This window comes from Actinomadura syzygii, from assembly GCF_008085905.1.
GTDB classification, from domain to species: domain Bacteria; phylum Actinomycetota; class Actinomycetes; order Streptosporangiales; family Streptosporangiaceae; genus Spirillospora; species Spirillospora syzygii.
In genome coordinates this window covers 29,258-54,694 of sequence record NZ_VSFF01000001.1, presented here as the reverse complement: position 1 = coordinate 54,694, position 25,437 = coordinate 29,258, and the positions used below count along the sequence as shown (strand labels likewise).

General features: G+C 68.0%; 27 protein-coding genes. 22 read left to right on the top strand and 5 right to left on the bottom strand.

Annotated features, from left to right (window positions below; genetic code table 11):
• Positions 1-24: 24 nt before the first annotated feature.
• The 8 genes from FXF65_RS00355 (at position 25) to FXF65_RS00320 (ending at position 11,906) form a co-directional block, all read left to right on the top strand.
• Positions 25-513, top strand: coding sequence for a nuclear transport factor 2 family protein (locus tag FXF65_RS00355; RefSeq protein ID WP_148347502.1), 489 nt, complete (start codon positions 25-27; stop codon positions 511-513).
• Complete coding sequence (locus FXF65_RS00350; protein ID WP_148347501.1) at positions 510-1,385, top strand: hypothetical protein; 876 nt, start codon at positions 510-512, stop codon at positions 1,383-1,385. Before FXF65_RS00355 ends, FXF65_RS00350 begins: the two co-directional genes overlap by 4 nt.
• 345 nt (positions 1,386-1,730) lie before the next feature.
• Complete coding sequence (gene rpoB / locus FXF65_RS00345) at positions 1,731-5,198, top strand: DNA-directed RNA polymerase subunit beta (RefSeq protein ID WP_148347500.1); 3,468 nt, start codon at positions 1,731-1,733, stop codon at positions 5,196-5,198.
• Between the two features lie 20 nt (positions 5,199-5,218).
• On the top strand, positions 5,219-9,091 hold the full coding sequence (locus FXF65_RS00340; RefSeq protein WP_148347499.1) for a DNA-directed RNA polymerase subunit beta': 3,873 nt from the start codon (positions 5,219-5,221) through the stop codon (positions 9,089-9,091).
• Positions 9,092-9,339: 248 nt separating this feature from the next.
• Positions 9,340-9,996, top strand: a complete 657-nt coding sequence (locus FXF65_RS00335; protein WP_187412002.1) for a DUF4360 domain-containing protein — start codon at positions 9,340-9,342, stop codon at positions 9,994-9,996.
• A gap of 7 nt (positions 9,997-10,003) precedes the next feature.
• A complete protein-coding gene (locus tag FXF65_RS00330; RefSeq protein WP_148347497.1) occupies positions 10,004-10,639 on the top strand; it encodes a DUF4360 domain-containing protein in 636 nt (211 codons plus the stop codon).
• 109 nt (positions 10,640-10,748) lie between these two features.
• Positions 10,749-11,279: a DUF4360 domain-containing protein gene (locus FXF65_RS43390; protein WP_187412001.1), complete on the top strand. Its 531-nt coding sequence runs from the start codon at positions 10,749-10,751 to the stop codon at positions 11,277-11,279.
• 6 nt (positions 11,280-11,285) lie between these two features.
• Positions 11,286-11,906, top strand: coding sequence for a DUF4360 domain-containing protein (locus tag FXF65_RS00320; RefSeq protein WP_148347495.1), 621 nt, complete (start codon positions 11,286-11,288; stop codon positions 11,904-11,906).
• 1 nt (position 11,907) lies between these two features.
• Here the strand turns inward: FXF65_RS00320 and FXF65_RS00315 are convergent, their stop codons facing one another.
• A complete protein-coding gene (locus FXF65_RS00315) occupies positions 11,908-12,267 on the bottom strand; it encodes a hypothetical protein (protein WP_148347494.1) in 360 nt (119 codons plus the stop codon).
• On the bottom strand, positions 12,252-12,641 hold the full coding sequence (locus FXF65_RS00310; protein ID WP_148347493.1) for an ATP-binding protein: 390 nt from the start codon (positions 12,639-12,641) through the stop codon (positions 12,252-12,254). Before FXF65_RS00310 ends, FXF65_RS00315 begins: the two co-directional genes overlap by 16 nt.
• A gap of 169 nt (positions 12,642-12,810) precedes the next feature.
• Between FXF65_RS00310 and FXF65_RS00305 the strand changes: the two genes are divergently transcribed.
• The 3 genes from FXF65_RS00305 to FXF65_RS00295 are packed head-to-tail and all read left to right on the top strand — an operon-like array spanning position 12,811 to position 13,995.
• On the top strand, positions 12,811-13,608 hold the full coding sequence (locus FXF65_RS00305) for a helix-turn-helix domain-containing protein (protein ID WP_148347492.1): 798 nt from the start codon (positions 12,811-12,813) through the stop codon (positions 13,606-13,608).
• Positions 13,599-13,781 carry a DUF397 domain-containing protein gene (locus tag FXF65_RS00300; protein WP_148347491.1) on the top strand — a complete coding sequence of 61 codons (183 nt, stop codon included), beginning with the start codon at positions 13,599-13,601 and terminating at the stop codon, positions 13,779-13,781. Before FXF65_RS00305 ends, FXF65_RS00300 begins: the two co-directional genes overlap by 10 nt.
• Positions 13,782-13,818: 37 nt before the next feature.
• Entirely contained in the window at positions 13,819-13,995 is a 177-nt protein-coding gene (locus tag FXF65_RS00295) for a DUF397 domain-containing protein (protein WP_148347490.1), read from the top strand.
• 427 nt (positions 13,996-14,422) lie between these two features.
• Here FXF65_RS00295 and FXF65_RS00290 read toward each other — a convergent pair whose 3' ends face one another.
• Positions 14,423-14,794, bottom strand: coding sequence for a VOC family protein (locus FXF65_RS00290; protein ID WP_148347489.1), 372 nt, complete (start codon positions 14,792-14,794; stop codon positions 14,423-14,425).
• Between the two features lie 117 nt (positions 14,795-14,911).
• Between FXF65_RS00290 and FXF65_RS00285 the strand changes: the two genes are divergently transcribed.
• From FXF65_RS00285 to FXF65_RS00275, 3 genes are all read left to right on the top strand, one after another.
• Positions 14,912-15,361 carry a nitroreductase family deazaflavin-dependent oxidoreductase gene (locus FXF65_RS00285; RefSeq protein WP_148347488.1) on the top strand — a complete coding sequence of 150 codons (450 nt, stop codon included), beginning with the start codon at positions 14,912-14,914 and terminating at the stop codon, positions 15,359-15,361.
• A gap of 150 nt (positions 15,362-15,511) precedes the next feature.
• Positions 15,512-15,943: a VOC family protein gene (locus FXF65_RS00280; RefSeq protein WP_187412000.1), complete on the top strand. Its 432-nt coding sequence runs from the start codon at positions 15,512-15,514 to the stop codon at positions 15,941-15,943.
• A gap of 116 nt (positions 15,944-16,059) precedes the next feature.
• Positions 16,060-16,653 (top strand): RICIN domain-containing protein, encoded by a 594-nt coding sequence (locus tag FXF65_RS00275; RefSeq protein ID WP_148347487.1) that lies wholly within the window; start codon positions 16,060-16,062, stop codon positions 16,651-16,653.
• An 82-nt stretch (positions 16,654-16,735) separates the two neighbouring features.
• Here FXF65_RS00275 and FXF65_RS00270 read toward each other — a convergent pair whose 3' ends face one another.
• Positions 16,736-17,128 carry a winged helix-turn-helix transcriptional regulator gene (locus tag FXF65_RS00270; protein ID WP_148347486.1) on the bottom strand — a complete coding sequence of 131 codons (393 nt, stop codon included), beginning with the start codon at positions 17,126-17,128 and terminating at the stop codon, positions 16,736-16,738.
• 118 nt (positions 17,129-17,246) lie between these two features.
• Between FXF65_RS00270 and FXF65_RS00265 the strand changes: the two genes are divergently transcribed.
• From FXF65_RS00265 to FXF65_RS00255, 3 genes are all read left to right on the top strand, one after another.
• Positions 17,247-18,092, top strand: a complete 846-nt coding sequence (locus FXF65_RS00265) for an NAD(P)H-binding protein (RefSeq protein WP_148347485.1) — start codon at positions 17,247-17,249, stop codon at positions 18,090-18,092.
• 112 nt (positions 18,093-18,204) lie between these two features.
• Positions 18,205-19,224, top strand: a complete 1,020-nt coding sequence (locus tag FXF65_RS00260) for a DNA polymerase IV (RefSeq protein ID WP_222868296.1) — start codon at positions 18,205-18,207, stop codon at positions 19,222-19,224.
• A gap of 145 nt (positions 19,225-19,369) precedes the next feature.
• Positions 19,370-19,603 carry a hypothetical protein gene (locus tag FXF65_RS00255; protein WP_148347483.1) on the top strand — a complete coding sequence of 78 codons (234 nt, stop codon included), beginning with the start codon at positions 19,370-19,372 and terminating at the stop codon, positions 19,601-19,603.
• A 75-nt stretch (positions 19,604-19,678) separates the two neighbouring features.
• On the opposite strand, the gene FXF65_RS00250 is transcribed toward FXF65_RS00255, so the two are convergent.
• Entirely contained in the window at positions 19,679-20,176 is a 498-nt protein-coding gene (locus FXF65_RS00250) for an Lrp/AsnC family transcriptional regulator (protein ID WP_148347482.1), read from the bottom strand.
• Between the two features lie 34 nt (positions 20,177-20,210).
• Between FXF65_RS00250 and FXF65_RS43385 the strand changes: the two genes are divergently transcribed.
• The 5 genes from FXF65_RS43385 (at position 20,211) to rpsG (ending at position 25,428) form a co-directional block, all read left to right on the top strand.
• Positions 20,211-21,032, top strand: coding sequence for an EamA family transporter (locus FXF65_RS43385; protein ID WP_187411999.1), 822 nt, complete (start codon positions 20,211-20,213; stop codon positions 21,030-21,032).
• A gap of 12 nt (positions 21,033-21,044) precedes the next feature.
• Positions 21,045-22,025, top strand: a complete 981-nt coding sequence (locus FXF65_RS43380) for an aldo/keto reductase (protein ID WP_187411998.1) — start codon at positions 21,045-21,047, stop codon at positions 22,023-22,025.
• 269 nt (positions 22,026-22,294) lie between these two features.
• Positions 22,295-23,968 carry a hypothetical protein gene (locus FXF65_RS00240; RefSeq protein WP_148347481.1) on the top strand — a complete coding sequence of 558 codons (1,674 nt, stop codon included), beginning with the start codon at positions 22,295-22,297 and terminating at the stop codon, positions 23,966-23,968.
• A gap of 615 nt (positions 23,969-24,583) precedes the next feature.
• Positions 24,584-24,958, top strand: coding sequence for a 30S ribosomal protein S12 (gene rpsL / locus FXF65_RS00235; RefSeq protein WP_117398359.1), 375 nt, complete (start codon positions 24,584-24,586; stop codon positions 24,956-24,958).
• Complete coding sequence (gene rpsG, locus FXF65_RS00230) at positions 24,958-25,428, top strand: 30S ribosomal protein S7 (RefSeq protein ID WP_148347480.1); 471 nt, start codon at positions 24,958-24,960, stop codon at positions 25,426-25,428. Before rpsL ends, rpsG begins: the two co-directional genes overlap by 1 nt.
• The last annotated feature ends 9 nt before the right edge of the window (positions 25,429-25,437 follow it).

The following is a 25,437-nucleotide window of genomic DNA, read 5'->3' as shown; positions in this document are numbered from 1 at the left end:
GCCGATGAGGCCGGGACGGGTCCGATGAGCCGGCGCGCGTCCCTGGTGACCGTGTTCGCGCTCGGCGCGGTCGTGCTCGCGCTCGCAGTCGCGTCCGGCTGGCTCGGCGTGGTCACGCTCCACAACAAGGACGAGGCCGACCAGAAGGCCAAGGCGATCCAGTCGGCGCGGCAGATGGGCGTGAACCTGATGACGCTCGACGCGTCCACCGCCCAGCGCGACATGGACCGCATCGTCGCGGGCACCACGGGCGAGCTGAAGAACAAGCTGGCGTCCCAGTCGAACGCGTTCATGCAGCAGGTCAGCAAGTACAAGGCCAAGTCGACGGTCAGCGACGTCGACGCGGCCCTGGTCTCCATCGACGGAGACTCCGCCGAAGTGATGGTCTCCCTGAACGGGACCGTGACCAACGACAAGGTCAAGAACGGCACACCCAAGGGCTACCGGTACCAGATGGACCTCACGCGGGTCGATGACCGCTGGCTCATTTCCGGACTGGAGGTCGTCCCGTGAAGTCGGACATGGCTGCGCGGGCCGAGGAGGCGGCGGAGGCCGCCCGGCTCGCCGAGGAGGCAGCCGCGAAGGCCCGCGAGGCCGCACGGCTCGCCCGACTCGCCGCCGAGGAGGCCGAGGCCGAGGGGGAGGCCGCAGAGGAGACCGACGGCGAGGACGCCGCCAAATCCCTCCAGAAGCCCGACGAGCCCCAGGATGGCCCCGAAGTCACGTCCGACGGCGACAGCTCGCCAGAGGGCGACTCAGACGCTCCGGAGCCCGCCTCCGCCACCACGGAACAAGCGGACGACGATGACGACGAGGAAGACGAGCCGGAGAAGCCCCGCAAGCGGTCGTCCAAGGTCAAGCTCGCCAAGACCAGGGGCGCGTCCCGTTCCTCCCGTTCGGCCGGAAGCCTGACGCTCGTCATCGCCGTCCTGGCCGTCCTGACGGTCGCGCTGGGCGCGGGGACGACGGCGCTCGCCCTGAAGGTCCGCGAGCAGCACGCGACGGAGACGGCGGCCAAGGAGGCTTCGTTCGCGGCGTCCCGCGCCGCGCAGAAGCTCTCGTCGTACGACTACCAGACGCTCGACGCCGACCTGAAGGAGGCGTCCGCCACGACGACGGGCAAGCTGCACACGCAGTACGACAAGCTCGCCGCCGAACTCAGGGCGACCGCCATCCAGCGGCAGGCCGTCTCCAACACGACCGTCCTGAAGGTCGGAGTGGAGAGCGCCACCCCGGAGAAGGTCGTCGCCCTCGTCTACGCGAACCGCTCGTCCGCGACGAAGGACGACAAGCAGCAGAGCCTTCCCGAGTCGCTCCGCATCCGGTTGACGATGGTCGAGAAGGACGGGAAGTGGCTCGCGTCAGAGCTCGTCGTCATCTCCTGACCGGGCCCGTCAGGGGTCTCGCGACGTTCGGCCACGTCCGGCCGCCGGCGACCCCTAAACTATGGCGTTCCTCACTGCAGGTCAGAGCCCGAAAAGTCCAAGTCCGCTCTTGACTGGGAGGCGTTCAGGGGCGATGCTCCATGGCAACGTGATGCATACTGCGGCGCTAGAGTTGCGAGCGGTGTACCGGTCGGCTACACTGCCCCTTTGCGCTGCCCTCTGACTATCCACGTGTGAGAGCACCCCTGCTTCGGTCCGTTTTGGACCTCTCTGTGCAGGTCTCGGACGTGGATCGTCTGGCGTGCGTGTCACCAGTTACGCCGCGAGCCCTCGGAAGGACCACTCTTGGCAGCCTCGCGCAACGCCTCGAATACCGCAACCGGTCCGAACCGCGTCTCCTTCGCGCGCATCAAGGAGCCGCTCGAAGTCCCGGACCTCCTTGCACTGCAGACCAACTCCGTCGACTGGCTGCTGGGCAACGAGAGGTGGAAGGCCCGGGTCGAGGCGGCCCAGAAGGCCGGAAGTAAGAGCGTCCCGACCCAGTCGGGGCTTGAAGAGATCTTCGAGGAGATCAGTCCCATCGAGGACTTCTCCGGAACCATGTCCCTCTCGTTCCGCGACCACCGGTTCGAGCCGCCCAAGTACTCCGTCGAGGAGTGCAAGGACAAGGACATGACGTACTCCGCCCCGCTGTTCGTCACGGCGGAGTTCATCAACAACACCACCGGCGAGATCAAGAGCCAGACGGTGTTCATGGGCGACTTCCCGCTCATGACCCCGAAGGGCACCTTCATCATCAACGGCACCGAGCGCGTGGTCGTCTCGCAGCTCACCCGGTCGCCCGGCGTGTACTTCGACCGCGCCCTCGACAAGGCGTCCGACAAGGACATCTACGGCTGCCGGGTCATCCCGAGCCGCGGCGCCTGGCTCGAATTCGAGATCGACAAGCGCGACAACGTCGGCGTGCGCATCGACCGCAAGCGCAAGCAGCCCGTCACGGTGCTGCTCAAGGCGCTCGGCTGGGACGAGGCGCGCATCCGTGAGCGCTTCGGCTCCTACGAGTCGATCAACGTGACCCTGGAGAAGGACCACACCTCCGGCCAGGACGACGCGCTGCTCGACATCTACCGCAAGCTGCGCCCGGGCGAGCCGCCGACGCGCGAGTCCGCGCAGACGCTGTTGGAGAACCTGTACTTCAACCCGAAGCGCTACGACGTCGCCAAGGTCGGTCGCTACAAGATCAACAAGAAGCTCGGCCTCGACCTGGACATGCGCCAGGGCACCCTCACCGAGGACGACGTCGTCGCGACGATCGAGTACCTCGTCCGGCTGCACGCCGGTGAGGAGGAGGCCACGATCGGCGACGTCGCCGTGCCGATCGAGGTCGACGACATCGACCACTTCGGCAACCGGCGGCTGCGCACGGTCGGCGAGCTGATCCAGAACCAGGTCAGGCTCGGCCTCGCCCGGATGGAGCGCGTCGTCCGCGAGCGGATGACCACCCAGGACGTCGAGGCCATCACGCCGCAGACCCTGATCAACATCCGGCCGGTCGTCGCCTCCATCAAGGAGTTCTTCGGCACCAGCCAGCTCTCCCAGTTCATGGACCAGACCAACCCGCTGGCCGGGCTGACGCACAAGCGCCGCCTGAACGCGCTCGGCCCCGGTGGTCTGTCCCGTGAGCGGGCGGGCATGGAGGTCCGCGACGTCCACCCGTCGCACTACGGCCGCATGTGCCCGATCGAGACGCCGGAAGGCCCGAACATCGGCCTGATCGGCTCGCTCGCCGCGTTCGGCCGGGTCAACCCGTTCGGGTTCGTCGAGACCCCGTACCGCAGGGTCACCGAGGGCGTCGTCCAGGAGGACATCGACTACCTCACCGCCGACGAGGAGGACCGCTACGTCATCGCGCAGGCCAACTCCCTGCTGAACGACGACGGCACCTTCGTCGACGACCGGATCCTCGTCCGCCGTAAGGGCGGCGAGGTCGAGCTCGTCCCGGCCCGCGAGGTCCAGTACATGGACGTCTCGGCCCGGCAGATGACCTCGGTCGCCACCGCGATGATCCCGTTCCTGGAGCACGACGACGCGAACCGCGCGCTGATGGGCTCCAACATGCAGCGCCAGTCCGTCCCGCTGCTGCGCAGCGAGGCGCCGCTGGTCGGCACCGGCATGGAGTACCGCGCCGCGACCGACGCGGGCGACGTCATCACGGCCGAGAAGGCCGGCGTCGTCGAGGAGGTGTCCGCCGACTACGTGACCGTCATGAACGACGACGGCACGAGGACGACCTACCGCGTCTCCAAGTTCAAGCGGTCGAACCAGGGCACCTGCTTCAACCAGAAGCCGATCGTCGACGAGGGCCAGCGGGTCGAGCTCGGTCAGGTCATCGCCGACGGCCCGTGCACCGACGACGGCGAGATGGCGCTCGGCAAGAACCTCCTCGTGGCGTTCATGCCGTGGGAGGGCCACAACTACGAGGACGCCATCATCCTCAGCCAGCGCCTGGTGCAGGACGACGTCCTCTCCTCGATCCACATCGAGGAGCACGAGGTCGACGCCCGCGACACCAAGCTCGGCCCCGAGGAGATCACCCGCGACATCCCGAACGTCTCCGAGGAGGTCCTCGCCGACCTCGACGAGCGCGGGATCATCCGGATCGGCGCGGACGTCGTCCCCGGCGACATCCTCGTCGGCAAGGTCACGCCCAAGGGCGAGACCGAGCTCACCCCGGAGGAGCGGCTGCTCCGCGCGATCTTCGGTGAGAAGGCGCGCGAGGTCCGCGACACGTCGCTGAAGGTGCCGCACGGCGAGCAGGGCAAGGTCATCGGCGTCCGGGTGTTCTCCCGCGACGAGGGCGACGAGCTCCCGCCCGGCGTGAACGAGCTGGTCCGGGTGTACGTCGCCCAGAAGCGCAAGATCACCGACGGCGACAAGCTGGCCGGCCGGCACGGCAACAAGGGCGTCATCTCCAAGGTCCTCCCCGTCGAGGACATGCCGTTCCTTGAGGACGGCACCCCGGTCGACATCGTCCTCAACCCGCTCGGCGTGCCGGGCCGGATGAACGTCGGCCAGGTCCTGGAGACGCACCTCGGCTGGGTCGCGTCCCGCGGCTGGAAGGTCGAGGGCGACGACGCGGAGTGGAAGCGCGCCCTGCACGAGATCGGCGCGTCCGAGGCCCCGCCGTGGACCAACACCGCCACGCCGGTGTTCGACGGCGCCCGCGAGGACGACGTCACCGGCCTGATCGAGAGCACGCTCCCGAACCGCGACGGCAACCGCATGGTCGGTCCGGGCGGCAAGGCGCGCATGTTCGACGGCCGCACCGGCGAGCCCTACCGCGACCCGATCTCGGTCGGCTACATCTACATCCTCAAGCTGCTGCACCTGGTCGACGACAAGATCCACGCCCGTTCGACCGGTCCGTACTCCATGATCACCCAGCAGCCGCTCGGCGGTAAGGCGCAGTTCGGCGGCCAGCGGTTCGGTGAGATGGAGGTGTGGGCGCTGGAGGCGTACGGCGCCGCCTATGCCCTGCAGGAGCTCCTGACCATCAAGTCCGACGACGTCCTCGGCCGCGTGAAGGTGTACGAGGCCATCGTCAAGGGCGAGAACATCCCCGAGCCCGGCATTCCCGAGTCCTTCAAGGTGCTCATCAAGGAGATGCAGTCGCTCTGCCTCAACGTCGAGGTCCTGTCGAGCGACGGCATGTCCATCGAGATGCGCGACACCGACGAGGACGTCTTCCGCGCGGCGGAGGAGCTCGGCATCGACCTGTCCCGGCGCGAGCCGAGCAGTGTCGAAGAGGTCTGATCAACTCAAGGGGAAATCTGTTGCTTGACGTCAACTTCTTCGACGAGCTACGCATCGGCCTGGCGACCGCTGACGACATCCGCCAGTGGTCCCATGGCGAGGTCAAGAAGCCGGAGACGATCAACTACCGCACCCTGAAGCCGGAGAAGGACGGGCTCTTCTGCGAGAAGATCTTCGGTCCGACCCGCGACTGGGAGTGCTACTGCGGCAAGTACAAGCGCGTCCGGTTCAAGGGCATCATCTGTGAGCGCTGCGGCGTCGAGGTGACCCGCGCCAAGGTGCGCCGTGAGCGGATGGGCCACATCGAGCTGGCCGCGCCGGTCACGCACATCTGGTACTTCAAGGGCGTCCCGTCCCGGCTCGGCTACCTGCTGGACCTGGCCCCGAAGGATCTCGAAAAGATCATCTACTTCGCGGCCTACATGATCACCAGCGTGGACGCCGAGCGGCGCGACCGCGACCTGCCGACGCTGGAGGCCCACATCTCCGTGGAGCGCCAGCAGATCGAGCAGGCCCGCGACGCGCAGGTCGAGGCCCGCCAGCAGAAGCTCGAGGGCGACCTCGGCGAGCTGGAGGAGGCCGGCGCGAAGGCCGACCAGAAGCGCAAGGTGCGCGACGGCGCGGAGCGCGAGATGAAGCAGCTCCGCGACCGCGCGCAGCGCGAGCTCGACCGGCTGGACGAGGTGTGGAGCCGCTTCAAGAACCTCAAGGTCCAGGACCTTGAGGGCGACGAGCTGCTCTACCGCGAGATGCGCGACCGCTTCGGCAAGTACTTCGAGGGCGGCATGGGCGCCGCGGCCATCCAGGCCCGGCTCCAGAACTTCGACCTCGAAGCCGAGGCCGAGAAGCTGCGCGACATCATCCGCACGGGCAAGGGCCAGAAGAAGGCCCGCGCGCTCAAGCGGCTGAAGGTCGTGTCCGCGTTCCTCAACACCCGCAACAGCCCGCTCGGCATGGTGCTGGACTGCATCCCGGTCATCCCGCCGGACCTGCGCCCCATGGTGCAGCTCGACGGCGGCCGGTTCGCCACGTCCGACCTGAACGACCTGTACCGGCGCGTCATCAACCGGAACAACCGCCTCAAGCGGCTGCTCGACCTCGGCGCGCCCGAGATCATCGTCAACAACGAGAAGCGGATGCTGCAGGAGGCCGTCGACGCGCTGTTCGACAACGGCCGCCGCGGCCGCCCGGTCACCGGGCCGGGCAACCGTCCGCTGAAGTCGCTGTCCGACATGCTCAAGGGCAAGCAGGGCCGGTTCCGGCAGAACCTGCTCGGCAAGCGCGTCGACTACTCGGGCCGTTCGGTCATCGTCGTCGGCCCGCAGCTCAAGCTGCACCAGTGCGGCCTGCCGAAGCAGATGGCGCTGGAGCTGTTCAAGCCGTTCGTGATGAAGCGGCTGGTCGACCTCAACCACGCGCAGAACATCAAGTCCGCGAAGCGGATGGTCGAGCGGGCCCGCCCGGTCGTCTGGGACGTGCTGGAAGAGGTCATCACCGAGCACCCCGTCCTGCTGAACCGGGCGCCGACCCTGCACCGGCTCGGCATCCAGGCGTTCGAGCCGCAGCTGGTCGAGGGCAAGGCCATCCAGATCCACCCGCTCGTCTGCACGGCGTTCAACGCCGACTTCGACGGCGACCAGATGGCCGTGCACCTGCCGCTGTCCGCCGAGGCGCAGGCCGAGGCGCGCATCCTGATGCTGTCGACGAACAACATCCTGAAGCCGTCGGACGGCAAGCCCGTCACCATGCCCACCCAGGACATGGTGATCGGCCTCTACTGGCTGACCACGCAGAAGGACGGCGCCGAGGGCGAGGGCCGCGCGTTCGGCTCGATCGGCGAGGCCATCATGGCCTACGACCGGAACGAGCTGGACCTCCAGGCGAAGATCCAGATCCGGCTCAAGGACGTCCCGCCGCCGCGCGAGTGGATCGCGCCGGAGGGCTACGAGCCCGGTCAGGCGTACCGGCTGGAGACGACGCTCGGCCGCGCCATCTTCAACGAGACGCTGCCGGACGACTTCCCGTTCGTGGACGACGAGATCGGCAAGAAGCGCCTCTCGGCGATCGTCAACGAGCTGGCGGAGACGTACCCGAAGGTCGCCGTCGCCAACGCGCTCGACGCGCTGAAGAGCACCGGCTTCCACTGGGCGACCAGGTCCGGTGTGACGATCGCGATCGCCGACGTTATCACGCCGCCCAACAAGCAGACCATCCTGGGCGGTTACGAGCAGCGCGCGGAGAAGGTGCAGCGGGAGTTCAACCGCGGCCTGATCACCGACGACGAGCGCAAGCAGGAGCTCATCGAGATCTGGAACCAGGCGACCGCGGACGTCGCGGTCGACATGGAGAAGGCGTTCCCGAAGGCCAACCCGATCTGGATGATGATCCAGTCGGGCGCCCGCGGCAACCCGCTCCAGCTCCGCCAGATCGCCGGCATGCGCGGCCTCGTCTCCAACCCGAAGGGCGAGACGATCCCGCGTCCGATCAAGTCGTCGTTCCGCGAGGGGCTGTCGGTCGTCGAGTACTTCATCTCGACGCACGGCGCCCGCAAGGGCCTCGCCGACACCGCGCTGCGCACCGCCGACTCGGGTTACCTGACCCGGCGCCTGGTGGACGTCGCGCAGGACGTCATCGTCCGCGAGGAGGACTGCGGCACCGACCGCACGATTCCGTTCGAGGTCGGCGAGCACCTGGCCGACGGCACCCTGGTCAAGCTGGCCACCTCGGAGACGAGCCTGATCGGCCGCACGATCGCCGAGGAGGTCGTCGTCGACGGGACGGTCATCTTCCCGGCCGACACCGACCTGTCCGACTCGGTCGTGACCCGCCTGGTCGAGGCGGGCGTGGAGAAGGTCCGCACCCGCAGCGCCCTGGTCTGCGAGGCCAAGATCGGCGTCTGCGCCGCCTGCTACGGCCGTTCGCTGGCCACCGGCAAGCGGGTGGACGTCGGCGAGGCCGTCGGCATCATCGCCGCGCAGTCCATCGGCGAGCCGGGCACGCAGCTCACGATGCGCACCTTCCACACCGGCGGTGTGGCGGGCGGCGACATCACGCACGGTCTGCCGCGTGTCCAGGAGCTGTTCGAGGCCCGCATCCCGAAGGGTGTGGCCCCGATCAGCGAGGTCGCCGGCCGCGTCAAGATCGACGAGACGGAGAAGGCCCGCAAGGTCGTCATCGTCCCGGACGACGGCTCCGACGAGATCGCCTACCCGATTCCGATGCGGTCCCGCCTCCTGGTCAAGGAGGGCGAGTCCGTGGGCGTCGGCCAGCAGCTCATCGCGGGTGCGATCAACCCGCACGAGGTGCTGCGCATCCTCGGCCCCCGCGCGGTGCAGCTGCACCTCGTCCAGGAGGTCCAGGAGGTGTACCGGTCGCAGGGTGTGTCGATCCACGACAAGCACATCGAGATCATCGTCCGCCAGATGCTCAAGCGGGTGAACATCCTCGAGTCGGGTGACACCGAGCTGCTGCCGGGCGACCTGGTCGAGCGTCCGATCTTCGAGGAGACGAACCGGAACGTCGTCGCCGAGGGCGGGGTGCCCGCCGCGGGCCGCCCGGTCCTGATGGGCATCACTAAGGCGTCGCTCGCGACGGAGTCGTGGCTGTCGGCGGCGTCCTTCCAGGAGACGACCCGGGTTCTCACCGAGGCCGCGATGCACGCCAAGAGCGACCCGCTGCTCGGCCTCAAGGAGAACGTCATCATCGGCAAGCTCATCCCGGCCGGTACCGGCATGCCGCAGTACCGCAACGTCCGGGTCGAGCCGACCGAGGAGGCGAAGGCGGCGGTGTACTCCGTCGGCTCCTACGACGACGGCGCCGAGTACGCCTTCGGGCAGGGCTCCGGCGAGGCCGTCCCGCTGGAGGAGTACGACTTCGGCCAGTACAACCGGTAACGCACGACACGCAAAAGGGCCGCCGCCCCGCATCCGCGGGGCGGCGGCCCTTCGCATGTCCGGGTGGGGCCGAATGGAAAAGTGGCCGTTGACACCTTTTCAGGACGGCTTTACTCTCGCGGTGAACCGAACAAGATCATGGCCAACGTCCTGACCGTAACTGTCGGCCCGCTCTGGCTGAAATGGCCGCTGGGTGTGCGAGGGATGTCGGTGCGACTTTCCTTGCCACCTCTTTAGCGGAGACCTCCATGGCCCATGCCAAACGCAGGGTGATTTCGTTGTTCGGCGCCGTTGTCGCCGCGTCCGCACTCACGGCTCCGGCGGCTTTCGCGGCCCCGGCGGGCCCGCCGCCGCCAGGCGGGGTGACCTTCGAGCTGGCGAGCTTGATCGGCCCGATGGGCTGCCAGCTTTCCGGGTACGCGTTGAGCGCCGACGTTACCGCTTTCACTGTCAGCTACTCGCGCTACCAGGGCCGCGCCGGTGGCAATTCAACTCCCGCCGAACGCTGGATGAGATGCGTGCTCGCGCTGCGGATAAACGCTCCGAGCGGCTACACCTACGGGCTGGAGAGGACCGACTACCGCGGTTTCGCCGATCTGGCCGACGGAGCCACCGGCACGTTGAAAGCGCGGAGCTTCTTCCCGGACAGGGCCGACACGCCGGTGAGGCAGATCCTCTCGCTCAGCGGCCCCTACTCCGACAACTGGACGGCGGCCGACGAGACCCTGCCCGGACAGGTGGTCTACAAGCCCTGTGGCCAGAGCCTCAGTCTCTTCCTGCACAGCGAACTCGCGGTGGACTTGGGCAGTTCGGACCCGTCCAAGACCAGCGTGATGAGCATGTCCACCACCGACGGCTCACTCAAAGCGACCTACCACTTCGCATGGAAGACCTGCCCGAAATGAGCACGCCATGAAACGTAAGGCGATCGCGTTGTTCGGCGCCGCTGCCGTCTTGTCCGCCCTCGCGGCTCCGGTGGCTTACGCGGCCCCGCCACCGCCGCGTGGAGTGACCATCGAGACGGCGGAGGTATCCGGCCCGGAATCCTGCGAAAAGCATGAGCTGGCTTTGAGTGACGATCTCAATGCCTTCACCATCACCTATAGGGACTATTATGTCGCTGCCGGTGGCGATTTGCCCTCGACCGACCGGAAAAGATGCATGATCCTGCTGCGGATACACGTTCCGAGCGACTACACCTTCGGAATCAACAGGGTCGACTACCGCGGCTTCGCCGAGCTGGCGGCCGGAGCCAGAGGCTTGTTTAGAGCACGCACCTACTTCAAGGGCGTGATCGACACCCCGGAACCGAAGATTCTCGACTTGATAGGCCCCTATTCCAACAACTGGACGGTGGCCGATGAGATTCCGCCCGACTGGGTGGTCTACCGGCCCTGCGGCGACAGCCGCGGTCTTTACCTCGACACCGAACTCAGGGTGGAGAAGGGCGGCTCGGGCAGCTCCAAGGTCAACGTCGTGGCCCTGGACAGCACCGACGGCTCGATCAAGTCGACCTATCACATCGCGTGGAAGACCTGCCCGAAGTGAGCATGCAGTGACACCCGCCAAACGTAGGACGATCGCGTTGTCCGGCATCGTTCTCGCCTCCTGCGCCCTTTCGGGACGACCGGCTTCCGCCGATCCGCCACCGTCCGGCGTGACCGTCGAGGTGGCGACCTATCCCGGACAGGGGTGCGGCGCCAGTTCGGCGGCGATCCCGGAGGTCCTTTCGCAGATAGCCGTCGAGTACGGAAATTACCGGGCCCGCGTCGGCGGTGATTCCACTCCGGCCGACCGGCGGAAGAAGTGTCAACTCGGCTTGCGGATACACGCGCGGGGTTTCAGTTACGCGATCAGCCGGGTCACCTACCGCGGCTACGCCGAGTTGGAGCCCGGAGCGACTGGCACGGTCACAGGACTGCACCAACTCCAGGGCGCGTCGCCACGGTCGGTGACCCGTGCTTTCACTGGTCCCTACTCCGGCGCCTGGACGGTGGACGACCCGGTCCCGACCGACCAACTGGTCTACAGCCCCTGCGGGGAGGAACGCTTCCTCGGCCTCCGCAGCGAACTAAGCGCGGACGCGGGCACTTCGAACCCGTCCAAGACCAGCGTCATGGGCATGGACCCAGAGGCTCCCCCAACTTCGACGACCTACTACTTCACCTGGAAAAAGTGCGGACGGTAATTCTCCATGTTGCATATCAGACGCAAGGCCATTGCGGTCTTCGGTGTCGTTGTGGCGTCGTCAGCCTTAATGGCGCCACCCGTTTCGGCGGATCCGCCGCCGCCTGGCGTGACGTTCACCGTGGCGGGCGTGAACGGGCAGGGCTGTGATCTGCAGTCGTTGACGGTGCCGGAGTCCGCGTCCGAGTTCACCGTCAGGTACGGGACCTACCAGGCGTGGGGCGGCGGGGGCTCCACCTCGGCCGACTGGGTGAAGAAATGCCAGGTCGTCCTGCAAGCGCACATTCCGCAGGGTTTCACGTATGCGGTCGCCGGGGTCACCTATCGCGGCTACGCGGAACAGGCGACCGGAGCCAGAGGCTTGCTCAGAGCGTGGCATTCCATCGAGGGCATGACGCCGAGTGAGCCGTTGAACCACCTGGAGACCGGCCCCAACGTCAAGCACTGGAGCGTGAACACCGAGGTTGCAGCGGCTGACCTGGTCTTCAAGCCGTGCGGTGAGGATCGCCTGCTTTACCTCGACAGCGAGCTGAGGGTCGACGCGGGTCAACCCACCTTCATGGCGATGGGCACCACCGCAGACCCGGCGGCCTTGAACACCGTCCGCCTCGCGTGGAAGAGCTGCTGAGCTACCAGGCCGTGGACGGGTACATGCTGCTTTTGAGTAGCCGTCCGATCGCGTGGGCCGCCGCGTCGGCGTCCCCGCACGGGTGCAAGTAGCCGCTTCGTCCGAGTGGCGCTTCGTGGTATCCCCACAATCCGTGGGGGACGGCGAGGGCGCTCACCATCAGGGCGATTTCCGCGGGTCCTCGCGCGTAGATCCGCAGGATCGGTATCGGAGTGGGCCAGTACAGCTTGACGAATCGCCAGCCCTCGGGCTTGAGCGAGGCGGAGAGGTCGTCGAGGTATCGGATGGACGTGGACCGTCCGAGCCGCGTCCGCCAGTCGAGGACGGAACGCTCCAGCCGTATGTTCAGCATTTCGCCCACGTGACCTTTCCTCCGTCGGGCAGGGGACGGGTTCCCCAGTCGAGTGCGAGCAGCGACACCATGAGCAGCCCGCGCCCGGCCGTCGCGGCGTAATTCTCCGGCTGGATCTCGGGCCGCCCCGCGCCGTCGTCCTGCACCTCGATGACGGGCCGACCGTCGCGCCCATCCCGCACGACCCGGACGACGATCGTCCCGTCCCCGTGCAGCAGCGAGTTCGTGACCAGCTCGGACACGACGACAAGAGCGTCCGTGAAGTCGGAGATCTCCCACTCCCGGAACCACACCTCCACGAACCGCCGCGCCAACGACGGCGCCAGGTCAAACGGTTCGAGGAAGAGCGTCGGCGCCCCGGGCGCCACAACTGTCGGAGGCATCAGACACCACCGCCTTTGGAAGGTCTTGGAATCGGCTGACATCAGCGAAGACCATGAGCGACACTCTCTGTGACAAGGAGGGTTCAGCTGCGTAATCACGCCAGGGCAGGTTAGGACTGACTTGCGACCACTTGCCACGGCGCCGACATCGGTTGCGAGAGGACGAGCCATGGCCCGCAAACCCCAACGAGACCCGGCCACGAGCCCGAGCCTCATCGCATTCGGGAATCAGGTCCGCTTCTACCGAGAACGCATGGGGCTGAGCCAGGACCGTCTAGGGGAGCGCTTCCCGGTCAGCGGCTCGTACATCGGCCAGATCGAGGGCGGAAAGACCCGCTGCACCCTTGATTTCGCCAAGCAGCTCGACGGCATCGTCAGCGCCGATGGCTGCCTCGTCCGACTCTGGAAGGACCTTGTCCAGGACGCCGCCTACCCGGTGTGGTTCGACTGGCCACCCATAGAACGTGACGTCAGCATGCTTCAAGCCTTCCACCTCTCCGTCGTCTACGGCCTTCTGCAGACGCCTGCATACGCGATGGCACTGTTGAAGGACGAGGCGGCGACGCAGGCCAGAATCGGGCGACAGAGCATCCTGACCCGTGACGACCCGCCGCCGCCGACCATCTCCGTCCTTCTTGACGAGAGCGTCCTACGCCGCGAGATCGGCTGCCCCCAGGTCATGAGGGAGCAGTTAGAGCATCTGATTGCGTCCCAGAGCAAGCGCCTCTCGATTCAACTCGTTTCCGAGAAAGTCCACGACGGCTTGTCCGGCTCGTTCGTGCTGGCGACAATGCCAGACCGGAGTGAGGTAGCTTACGTAGAAACCGCCCTGCGCGGCATGACCATGGCTGGTGTCCGCGACGTTGCCAAGCTCTCTGACGCGCTCGTTTCCCTCCGAGCAAGCGCATATTCGGTGAGAGAGTCCACAGATCTGATTCGTAAGGTGGTAGAGGAGAGATGGACCTGAGGGGCCTTCAGTGGCGTAAGAGCAGCCGCAGCACCAACAACGGTGGCGACTGCGTGGAATTGGTGGCCGCTGCCGAAGTGGTGGCCGTGCGTGACAGTAAGGATCCCGATGGGCCCAAGCTGGTCGTGACACGACGTGCGTTCGCCGGTCTGCTCTCGGACCTCAAGCGGTAGCCCTCCACCACTTGAGACCTGAAAGGGGTGGAAAAGCATGGCAGCAATAGCCTGGCGAAAGAGTAGCCGAAGCACCAATAACGGTGGCGCTTGTGTGGAATTAGGCTCAGCGTGGGGAGCCGTAGTCGTACGTGATAGCAAGGACCCGGACGGGCCTAAGCTCCTCGTGGCCCGACGCGCTTTTGCTGCCCTCCTGTCCGACCTCAAGCGATAATTTTCCCCGCTGACGAGCACACCGATCGTGTTGCCCCATCCCCGCATCGGAACGGGGAGGGTGCTCACCATCAGGGCGATCCCTGCGAGCGCTCAGCGTGGATCCGCAGGGCGGGTGTCGGGGAGGACGGGCGTCAAGCCCATCGGGCGCGATGACTATCGAAGCCACTGGACGCCTACTTTCCGGCGGAGTCATCAAGGGCCAGCGACAGTCAGCCACAGAATAAGCACTCTGCGCACCAAAGCGCGGACAATGCTCGGCAAGTCGGCTGCCGTGCGTCTGCATCGCTTTGGTCGCGGTTGGCTCTGCGAAGGCGACATGATCAATGACCTGCTCGTCCACTGATCGAGGCCCCCGGTAGCTTCGCGCCCGTGCGGCGGTTGGGTGGACGCGGAATGCCGTTTGCAGGCGCGGCTGGTTCCGATGTTCAGGCGGGCTGGGACCAGTCGCACAAGCAGAAGGGATGGCCTGCCGGGTCCAGCAGCACGCGCCACCGGTGCGGTCCGGGTTGGGTGTCGGCGCGTCGGGCCCCGAGTCGTATCGCCTCGGCCTCGGCGGCGTCGAGGTCATCGACTGCCAAGTCCAGATGTATTTGCTTGGGGCGTGGGCCGTCGGGCCAGGTCGGCGGCTGATAATCGGCGACCCGGGTCATCGCCAGTGAACCGCCCTCCGCCTTCACGAGCACCACGTCATCGGTGGAGTGCGCTATTTCGCCGTTGAGAAGGGCGACCCAGAAGGCCGCCAGTGAAGCCGGGTCGTCGCAGTCGAGGACGGTCAGTGCCAGCCGGGCGAATGCCATGGCCCGAGGCTAGCCAGGCCCGCTCTTGAAGATCAATCGACGCCCACGTTGAGGGAGCGCGGCGCCCGTGGAACAACCCGCCTCCTAAGCTGTTGATCCAGCAGCCTAGGAGGAGCAATGACAACGCCAAGCGGCCCCGAGGTCTTCGACAGCCCCACCGGCTGGGTCGCCGACCACATCCGGAAATACGTCGAGAGCGGCGGAAGGGAAGGACACTTCTACCAGGGCCACCGTTCGCTGTTGCTCACCACCCGCGGCCGTAAGTCGGGTCTGCTGCGCCGCACCGCCCTGTTCTACGGGGAGGACGACGGCCGCTACCTGCTGGTCGCGTCCAACGGCGGAGCGCACCAGCACCCCGCCTGGTACCTCAACCTCACCGCCGACCCGGACGTGACCGTCCAGGTCGGACCGGACGAGTTCGCCGTGCGCGCCCGGACCGCGGCCCCAGAGGAAAAGCCGCCGCTCTGGCGGATAATGGCGTCGAATTTTTCGCTGTACGACACCTACCAGGAGAAGTCCGACCGCGACATTCCCCTGGTGATCCTGGAGCCGCGAGAAGGAGAGTAGCCCTGGCAGCCGCTGAAGTTGCGGCGGCGGGTATGCGGTCAGAGCCGATCCGCGGGACGCCATTTAGTCTGGAAGCGGTACCTGATGATCTGCGCGACGTCGGGCCTTCAGGGCGTCGACGTCTGCCCCCGGGGAGAGGGAGTGCGCGGCATGAGTGAGAACGAGACTTCGCCAAAGGGGTATGGGCCGGACTACCAGTCGCCTTTCGGGTTAAGCGTCCACCACGTGCAGATCGCGATCCCGCCGGGCAGTGAGGACGAATGCCGCGCCTTCTACGTGGACGCCCTGGGCATGCTTGAAATCCAGAAGCCGCCGATGCTGGCGGCGCGGGGCGGGCTGTGGGTGCGTGCCGACGCGCTGGAGATCCACCTAGGCGTCGAGCGGGACTTCCGTCCGGCCGCCAAGGCGCATCCCGGCATCCACGTCGAAGACCTGGACGGACTGGCCGCACGCCTCACCAAGCACAACATCGATGTGACCTGGGACGACAACTTCCCCGGCCACCGTCGCTTCTACGTCCACGACAACTTGGGCAACCGCCTGGAATTCCTGCGGCGCGACGACTCCCAACCCGGCCGGTAATCCTCACCACCTCGCGTAACCCCCGTGCATATCTCCCTGTGGACGGAATGCCGACAGGCGCGCTGGCCCGGACGGCCAGGGCGGCCCCGGCCGGTTGCCAACTGTGGAGGAGTCTCATGCGACGCGAAGTACGGTTCCTTGCCCCAGCCGCCCTGCTGACCGCACTCCTCGCTTCGGCCCTGGCCACGGCCCTGACCGGAGCTCCGGCGAACGCCGCCGTCGGCACCGCGCGCGTGTCGAGGGCGTCCGGGACGGCCTCGCCGGCCGACGTCCCCCTCACCGGCCGCAGGTGGGGCAACGTCAACAGCGGACTGTGCCTGGCCTACGACGTGGAATCGCGGGGCGCGGCACGCCAGGAGAGTTGCTTCAACGGTGCCGGCGCCGACTACACCATCTTCTGGGAGGACGTGAACGTCGGCGGCGACAACTACGAGATCAAAAACAAGCACAACGGCCAGTGCCTCAGCATCGCGGGCGGCTCCAGCAACGACGGGGCCGCGGCCTTCGTGTTCACCTGCAACGGCACCGCCGACCAGCTCTTCAAGCTGGTGCCGGTGCCCCAGCCGATCCCGGGTCTTGTCTACTTCGAGATCGTGAACGTCAACAGCGGCAAGTGCGTCTCGGTCGGCGGCGGTCGGACGAACTTGGGCGCCTGGGTCATCCAGTGGACCTGCGCTGGGACCGGTGCGCAACTGTGGCGCGCGGCCTAGGAATGCACTGAAGACTCTGGAGTGAGGTCATCCGACCATGGGCTGGGTGACCTCACTGTGTGACCACGAACGTTTACTAGGTCTACCCGGCCGAAGCGCTGTCGTAGTCGCGGCGGGCCTGGTCGACGCGGTCGAGGTTGGTGGCGGCCCATTCGGTGAGGTGGGCGAACAGCGGGGCGAGGCTGCGGCCGAGTTCGCTGATCTCGTACTCGACGCGAGGCGGGACCTCGGGGTGGTACATCCGCACGACCAGGCCGTCGCGTTCGAGCTGTCGAAGACGCTGGGTCAGCACTTTCGGGGTGATCGTGGAGATGCGCCGCTGCAACTCGACGAAGCGCTGCCGACCGTACTGGTTGAGGGACCAGAGGATCGGGGTGGTCCACCGGCTGAACACGATGTCGACCACCGGGGCGATCGGGCAGACCTGTTCCGGGTCGACCGATGCGGCGTCGGCCTTCCCTGTGGTGTCACCCATGTGAGGTTCCTCTGAGGTAGTCACTTTCCTATAGGTACCTACTATACCCAGGATGTTAACGTCGCCTGCGTCGCGGACGGGCCGCTCGTGCGAGCGGATGAACGGCAGGAGACAGAGCATGATCGTTGTTACGGGAGCCACCGGGAACGTCGGGCGCTCGCTGGTACGGGCGTTGGCGGCCGCGGGTGAGAAGGTGACCGCCACGTCCCGGAACATCACGGACGCGGACGCCTCCGAAGGCGTCGAACCGCGGAAAGCGGACCTGGCCGACGTTGAGAGCCTGCGCCCGGTGTTCGACGGCGCCGACGCGCTGTTCCTGCAGAACGGCGGCGCCAGCGCGCACACCCTGAACGTCGGCGAGATCCTCGATGCGGCCAGGGCGGGCGGGATCGAGCGGGTGGTGCTGCTGTCCTCGCTCGGAGTGGCGACCCGCCCGGAGTCGGCCTCGCACGGAGCGCTGGGACTGTCCATCGAGGAGGCCGTGCGAGCGTCGGGCCTGGACTGGACGATCCTGCGGCCCGGCAACTTCAACTCCAACACCTACGCCTGGGCCGCGTCGGTGCGTACCGAGCGGACCGTCGCCGCGCCGTTCGCCGACGTCGCGCTCCCCGCCATCGACCCGGGCGACATCGCCGGGGTGGCGGCCGGGGCGCTGCGGGAGGACGGCCACGCCGGGCAGATCTACGAGTTGACCGGGCCCGCCCCGGTGACGCCTCGCGAGCAGGCGGAGGCGATCGCAGCCGCGCTGGGCGAGCCGATCAGGTTCGTGGAGCAGACCCGCGACCAGGCGCAGGCGGTGATGCTGAACTTCATGCCAGCGGACGTGGCAGAGACGACCCTCGCCATTCTGGGCACGCCCACTCCGGCTGAGCAGCGGGTCAGCCCAGATGTGGAAAAGGTCCTGGGCCGAGCGCCCCGTACGTATGCCGACTGGGCCCTCGCCAACGTCGCCGTCTTCCGTTGATCGCACTTCGTGGCGAAGGGGCCATCTCCGGTCTTTGCAAAGTCATGGGCGGCGGGCGGCAAACGATGGCGCAGCGGGCGGGCGTTCGTGCTGGTGGAGAAACAATGGTGGGGTGGCTCGGTGGGTCCTGCACGTTGATCTGGACCAGTTCATCGCCGCTGTGGAAGTGCTGCGCCGTCCGGAACTGAGCGGGCGGCCGGTCGTCGTCGGTGGCGATGGTGATCCGACGAAGCGCGGCGTGGTGAGCACGGCCTCTTATGAGGCGCGTGCCCACGGCGTGCATTCCGGGCTGCCGCTTCGGACGGCGGCCAGGCGGTGTCCGGAGGCCGTCTTCCTCCCCGTCGACCGGGACCTCTATGAGGATGTGTCGTCCCAGGTCATGGCCGCGTTGCGGAGCCTCGGCGCGGTGGTCGAGGTGATGGGCTGGGACGAGGCTTTCCTCGCCGTGGACGGCGACCCGGAGGAAATGGCGCGGGAGATCCGGGAACGGGTGCGCGCGGCGACGGGGCTCGAATGCACGGTCGGCATCGGGCAGAACAAACTCCAGGCGAAACTGGCCACCGGCTTCGGCAAACCGGCCGGGATATTCCGGCTCACGGGAGAGACGTGGTTCGAGGTGCTCGGCGACCGTCCGGCGGACGCGCTCTGGGGGATCGGGGCCAAGACCGCCAAACGGTTGAAAGGGCTCGGCATCGGGACGGTCCGCGACCTCGCGGCGGCCGATCCGGCTGCGTTGGCGGACGCGATCGGCCCCACCATCGGGCCCTGGCTGGTGCGGCTCGCGCAGGGGCGGGACGACTCCCCGGTCAGCGACGCGCCCTACGTCCCGCGCTCGCGTGGACGGGAGACCACCTTCCAGCGGGATCTCGACGACTGGGACGACGTCCGCCGCGAGGTCGCCAGGCTGGCGCGCCGGGTCGCCAGGGACGTCACCGCCGACGGGAGGCAGATCGCGCGCGTCGTCGTCAAGGTCCGGTACGCCCCGTTCATCACCCAAACCCACGGGCGGACGCTGGACGCCCCGACCGTCGACCCGGAACGCATCGAGGAGGCCGCGCTCGACGTCCTCGACGCGTTCGCCGGACGGCGGCCGGTGCGGCTGCTGGGCGTCCGCGCCGAGTTCGCCCGCTGACCCCGAAACCCCGAACCCCACCAGCTTGACCTGGAGATATATGGGATTTCTTGACTCTTTGCCGTGTTTTGCGGTGGCGTGGCCGGGGAGGACCACGTGCGTTGACCGATGAACGCGACGGGGGAGAAGCAGGATGAAGAGGGTCATGACCGGTGCGTTGATCGTCGCCGTCCTCGGGATCGGCGGAACGACGAGCGCCATGGCGGCTTCGCCGTCCCAGGACGGGCAGCAGCCGCGCCAGGACTGCCGCACCTATTCGAGCGTCACCCAGTGTGGCGAGCCGCAGCTCAACCAGAAGCAGCAGGCGTGCGTGAACTCGGCGGTCCAGCAGGGCATGACCGAACGGCGTGCGGTGGTGGAATGCCACACCTTCGCCTAAGACTTCGCGTAAGACCACGCATAGCGGAAGGGCCCGTCCTGGAGGACGGGCCCTTCCGCGTCCGTCCGCCGTCGCCTATCCCACGCTGCGGTCGCCCACAGGAAGCGGACGTCTTGGGACGGGGGCCGATTGGAGGATCGACGTCGTTGTCCGTGCGTAGGGAGTGAAGCGGTCGAGGATCGGTTCGAGTTCCTCGACGCTTCGCAGGTGCGCGATGAAGAAGAAGCAGTCGTCGCCGGTGATGCGGTGGCATTCCACGATCTGCGGGATCTCGTCGGCGATCTTCGGGATGCGGCTCAGCTCGCGCGGGCTCGGGTTCACCCGGACGAGGATCGTGATCGGAAAGCCGAGCGCGACCGGGTCGACGGTGGCGTGGTAGCCGGTGATCACGCCCGTCTCCTCCAGCCGCTGGACGCGCTCGGCGACGGCCGGGGCGGAGAGGGCGACCCGCCGTCCCAGTTCCGCCAGGGACGCGCGCCCGTCCTTTTGCAGCTCGGTAAGGATCCTTAGGTCGATCGCGTCGAGAGGCTTCGGTTCGTAGGCGCGGCCTGGCCGACCCCTTCTGTTCGCCATTCCACCAACTTACGAAGCGTCCGACGATACGGCCATGTCGTTTCCGCCCTGGACGTACTTCGTCGGCAGTGCGGTCTTCCACTATCTGGGTCCGTCGTTCGCCGTTCTGCTGTTCTCCCGGGTCGCACCCTTGGGCGTCGCCGGGATACGCATCTGGAGTGCCGCGCTGGTGTTCGTCCTGTGGCGTCGCCCCTGGCGCGTGCTCCATCGCGGTACGTGGCGGACGGTCGTGCTCTGGGGTGCCGTCCTCGCCGCCATGAATTCGGCCTTCTATATGGCGATCGCCCGTCTGCCCCTGGCGACGGTCGCCGCGATCGAGTTCCTCCCCGTCATCGGCATCGCCGCCCTGGGAATGCGGACGCGGCGCAACATCGCCGCCCTGGCGGCAGCGGTGGCCGGTGTCTACGTGCTGACGGACGTACGCCTGGAGGGGGAGCCGCTCGGTTTCCTCTTCGCATTCGCCAACGCGGGACTGTTCGCGCTCTACGTGGTGATAGCGCACCATGCCGCACAGTCGGACGCAGGAGGAATTGACGGGTTGGCCCTAGCGATGGTGGCCGCGACAGTGTTCGTCCTAGCTATAGGCGGAGTACAGGCTGTACCAGTGCTAACGGACGGGGTCGCGTTGGCAGCGGGCCTTGGGGTCGGTGTCTCGTCGTCGGTCATTCCCTATGTATGCGACCAGTTGGCCATGGCCCGGCTCAGCCGCGCGACCTATGCGCTGATGGTCGCGCTGCTGCCCGCGACGGCGACCGTGGTCGGGCTCGTCGTCCTGCGGCAGGTCCCGACGACGGCGGAACTGGCCGGGGTCGGTTTGGTGATCGCCGGTGTGGCGTTGCACCGTGGAGAACGGTGAGAGGAGTTGGACATGGAACAGGTACGTCTCGGCACGACGGGGACTAGGGTCTCGCGCGTCTGCCTGGGGATGATGAGCTACGGCGACCCGGCCGTGCGGGCGTGGACGCTCGACGAGGACGGGGCGGAGCCGCTCGTCCGGCGGGCCGTCGAAGGGGGCGTCACCTTCTTCGACACCGCCGACGTCTACTCGAACGGCGCCAGTGAGGAGATCACCGGGCGTCTGCTCCCGAAATTCTTCCCCCGGCGTGACGACTATGTCCTGGCGACGAAGGTCTGCCTCCCCATGGGGGAGGGTCCGAACGACCGGGGCCTTTCGCGCAAGCACATCCTGGCGAGCATCGACGACTCGCTGCGGCGCCTTGGCACCGACCACGTCGACCTCTACCAGATCCACCGCTGGGACTACGGGACGCCCATCGAAGAGACCATGGAGGCCCTGCACGATGTCGTGAAGTCGGGCAAGGCGCGGTACATCGGGGCGTCCAGCATGTATGCGTGGCAGTTCGCCAAGGCGCAGCACGCCGCCGACTCCCACGGCTGGACGAAGTTCGCCACGATGCAGGGTCATTACAACCTCATCTACAGGGAGGAGGAACGCGAGATGGTTCCGCTCTGCATCGACCAAGGAGTGGGGCTCATTCCGTGGAGTCCGCTCGCTCGGGGAATGCTGGCCGGGAACAGGGAGCGGGGCGGGGAGCGCAAGACCATCCGGTCCCAGAGCGACGCCTACGGGGAGACTCTCTATACCGATGACGACTTCGACGTCGTCGACGCCGTCCGCGAGGTCGCGTCCGAGCGGGACGTTCCGCCCGCGCAGGTCGCGCTCGCGTGGCTGCTCGGCCGTCCCGGCGTGACCGCCCCGATCGTCGGCGCGACGAAGCTCACCCACGTGGACGACGCGGTAGCCGCCGAGGCCCTGGAACTGGACGAGAAGGAGGTCGCGCGGCTGGAGGCGCCGTACCGTCCGCACCCGGTGCGCGGCCACTCCTGAGCGCCCGCTCCAGGGACCGTTCCTGAGCCGACGACCAGCACGGACGCCCCCGAGGCCGGAACGACCCGGGGGCGTCCCGCGTCTATCAGAGTGGTGATTTGCGATAGCACGGGCGATCGGGGCAGGCTGGTGCCGAGAACGCCCACGCCCGGCAAGATCGCCACGTGGGGGACGAGAGCAGAGGTCCGGAGGCCGCGTTACGCGCCGCGCGCTTCCGGACGTCCGGGATCCGAGGAACCCCGGGACGACGGCGCTGAAGGAGCCCGACGATGACCGAGAACGACGGCACGCAGGGACCGCAGCGGCCGGTGCCGGAGGACGAGGGTCAGTCCAGGACGCCGGAGCCGCCGCAGGAGCCGCCCGCGCGCCCGCTGGGCGACCGCACCGTGGTGTTCGGCGCGCCCCAGCTGGGCGGCGCGACGCCCCCGCCGGAGCCGCCGCGGGAGGACGAGCGCCCCGCGCCGCCCCCGCCGCCCCCGACGATGGTCGAGCAGCCGCTGCAGCAGTTCGGCGAGCAGCAGCCGCCGCCCCCGCCCCAGTTCGGCGGCCAAGACCAGGCCCCGTACGGGCAGCCGCCCGCCGGGCAACTGCCCTACGGCGCGCCTCCCGGACCGGGCGGCTTCCCGCCCCCGCAGGAGCAGCAGCAGTGGGGCCAGCCGGGCGAGCAGCAGCAGTGGGGCCAGCCGCAGTACGGCCAGCAGCCCGAGCAGTCGCCGTACGGCCAGCCCGAGCAGTCCCCTTACGGGCAGCAGCCCGAGCAGTCTCCGTACGGGCAGCAGGAGCAGGCGCCCTACGGGCAGCAGCCTCCGGCGTACCCGCAGCAGCCCATGCACGGCGCGCCGCAGGAGCAGCACCCGCCGCAGTACGGGCAGCCCCAGTTCGGCGGCCAGGGCGGCGCGTTCCCGCCGCCCGAGCCCGCGGCGACCGCCGAGCAGGCGCCGCCCGAGCCGCCGGAGGCGGCGACCGAGCGGACGATGATCGTCCCCGGTCCGTCCACCGGCGCGCCGGAGGGCGAGCCGCAGCGTCCCGTGGTGGACGACCAGGCGACCCTGCACTGGTCGCCCGGCACCGACATCCCGGTCGCGACCGGGCCCGAGCGCAGGCAGGACCCCCCGGCCGCCGGACCCGGCCAGGGCGAGCCGTGGCAGACGCCGACGCCGCCGTCCACGCCGGAGCCGTGGTCGCCGGAGTCGTCCCAGCCCGGCGGTGGCCAGCAAGGCGGCGGTGGGCAGGTCGACACCGAGCGGACGATGATGGTGCCCCCGCCCGAGCCCGGCTACGGCGCGGGCGCGGGAGCGCAGGCGCCCGACGACCCGTACCGTCCGCACGCCGAGGGCGGTGTCGAGGACGCGCGTCCGACCGAGGCGTTCGACCCGTCCGCCCACGTCCGTCCGGCGGCCGAGCCGCAGGGCCTGGCCGAGCACACCCGGCTCGACATCGGCCAGCAGCAGTGGGGCCAGCCCCAACAGCAGCAGGGCGGCCAGCAGTTCGGCGGCCAGCAGGGCTACGGCCAGGCCGAACAGCAGGGCTACGGCCAGGCCGAGCAGCAGCAGGGCTACGGCCAGCAGGACCAGCAGGGCTACGGCCAAGCCGAACAGCAGCAGCAGGGCTACGGGCAGGGCGGCGAGCAACAGCAGCAGGGCTACGGTCAGCAGGGTTACGGCCAGCAGCAGCCCTACGGCCAGCAGGGGTACGGGCAGCAGCAGACGCCCCAGCAGCAGGCGCCGCCCCAGCAGGGCTACGGCCAGCAGCAGCAGTACGGCCAACAGCCCGGTCAGGGTCAATATGGTCAGCAGGCCCAGTACGGCCAGCCGCAGACCTACGGGCCCGGGTCCGGCGCCGACGAGGGCAAGGGCGGCAAGAACACGCTCATGCTCGTCGTCGGCGGCGTCATCGCCCTCATCGTCGTCATCGTGGTGGTCTACATCGCCTTCCTCCGGTAAGAGGGTGCGGTGACGCACACCACGGCCGGGACGGCGTAAAACCTGCTCCATCTCTTCCCCAAACGCGGGGACCTGGGACACAATGCCGACGGGTCGTTCCCTCGGGAACATCCGTCGGCACCAGGCCGTTCACCGTCAAGGGAGCAAGGGTCTCCCGCGACCCCTCGACCGACCCACCGGAACCGCGGGCTTGCGCCGGAAGGCCCCCGCGCGGTAGTGCGCTCTGGATTTTGCACTTTGGCCCAGGGCTCGGTAACCTTCTCACTTGTGCCCGCTCTGTGCGGGCCGCTGTGCGTGCGCGTCGGCGAGGCCGTCAGGTCCGGCTCCAGCGCCGCATCGGATGAGTCCGTTCCGCCTTCGGCGGGCACGGTGGCCGCGAGTTTCTCGGGCCGCCGGCCGCGCGGGGTGAAAGGGGCTCGACTCCCCGGCTTGATTCGGCCCTGCTATGGGCCGGGCGGTCTGTGTCGGAATCTCGCGGGTGTATTTCCGTGGGGTGGCGACACGCCCGACCGCGGGGGTCGGAGAGGTCGGGAAACCGGCAGGTCACAGCCTCGCCTGAGGTGGTGATTGCAGCAATAAGACTTACCGGCTCGGTACGAGGAAGACGGAGACGCGGTGCCCACGATCCAGCAGCTGGTCCGCAAGGGCCGCCAGGACAAGGTGACCAAGAACAAGACGCCCGCGCTCAAGGGCAGCCCCCAGCGCCGGGGTGTCTGCACGCGCGTCTACACGACGACGCCCAAGAAGCCGAACTCGGCGCTTCGCAAGGTCGCCCGTGTCCGCCTGTCGAGCGGGATCGAGGTCACGGCCTACATCCCCGGCGTCGGCCACAACCTGCAGGAGCACTCGATCGTGCTCGTTCGCGGCGGCCGTGTGAAGGACCTCCCGGGCGTTCGGTACAAGATCATTCGCGGCACGCTGGACACCCAGGGCGTCCGGAACCGCAAGCAAGGCCGCAGCCACTACGGCGCGAAGAAGGAGAAGAGCTGATGCCGCGCAAGGGCCCCGCTGGCAAGCGCCAGCTGATCGCTGACCCGGTGTACAACTCGCCGCTGGTCACCGCGCTCATCAACAAGATTCTCCTGGACGGCAAGCGCTCCATCGCGCAGACCATCGTCTACGAAGCCCTGGAGGGCGCTCGCGAGAAGACCGGCAACGACCCGGTCGTCACGCTGAAGCGCGCGCTCGACAACGTCAAGCCCACCCTGGAGGTCCGCAGCCGCCGCGTCGGCGGCGCGACCTACCAGGTCCCCGTGGAGGTGCGGCCGGCCCGCAGCACCACGCTCGCCCTGCGCTGGCTGGTGGTGTACGCCCGGCAGCGCCGCGAGAAGACCATGACCGAGCGGCTGATGAACGAGCTGCTCGACGCGAGCAACGGCCTCGGCGCGTCGGTGAAGAAGCGCGAGGACACCCACAAGATGGCGGAGTCCAACAAGGCATTCGCCCACTACCGCTGGTAACCCCGGCGA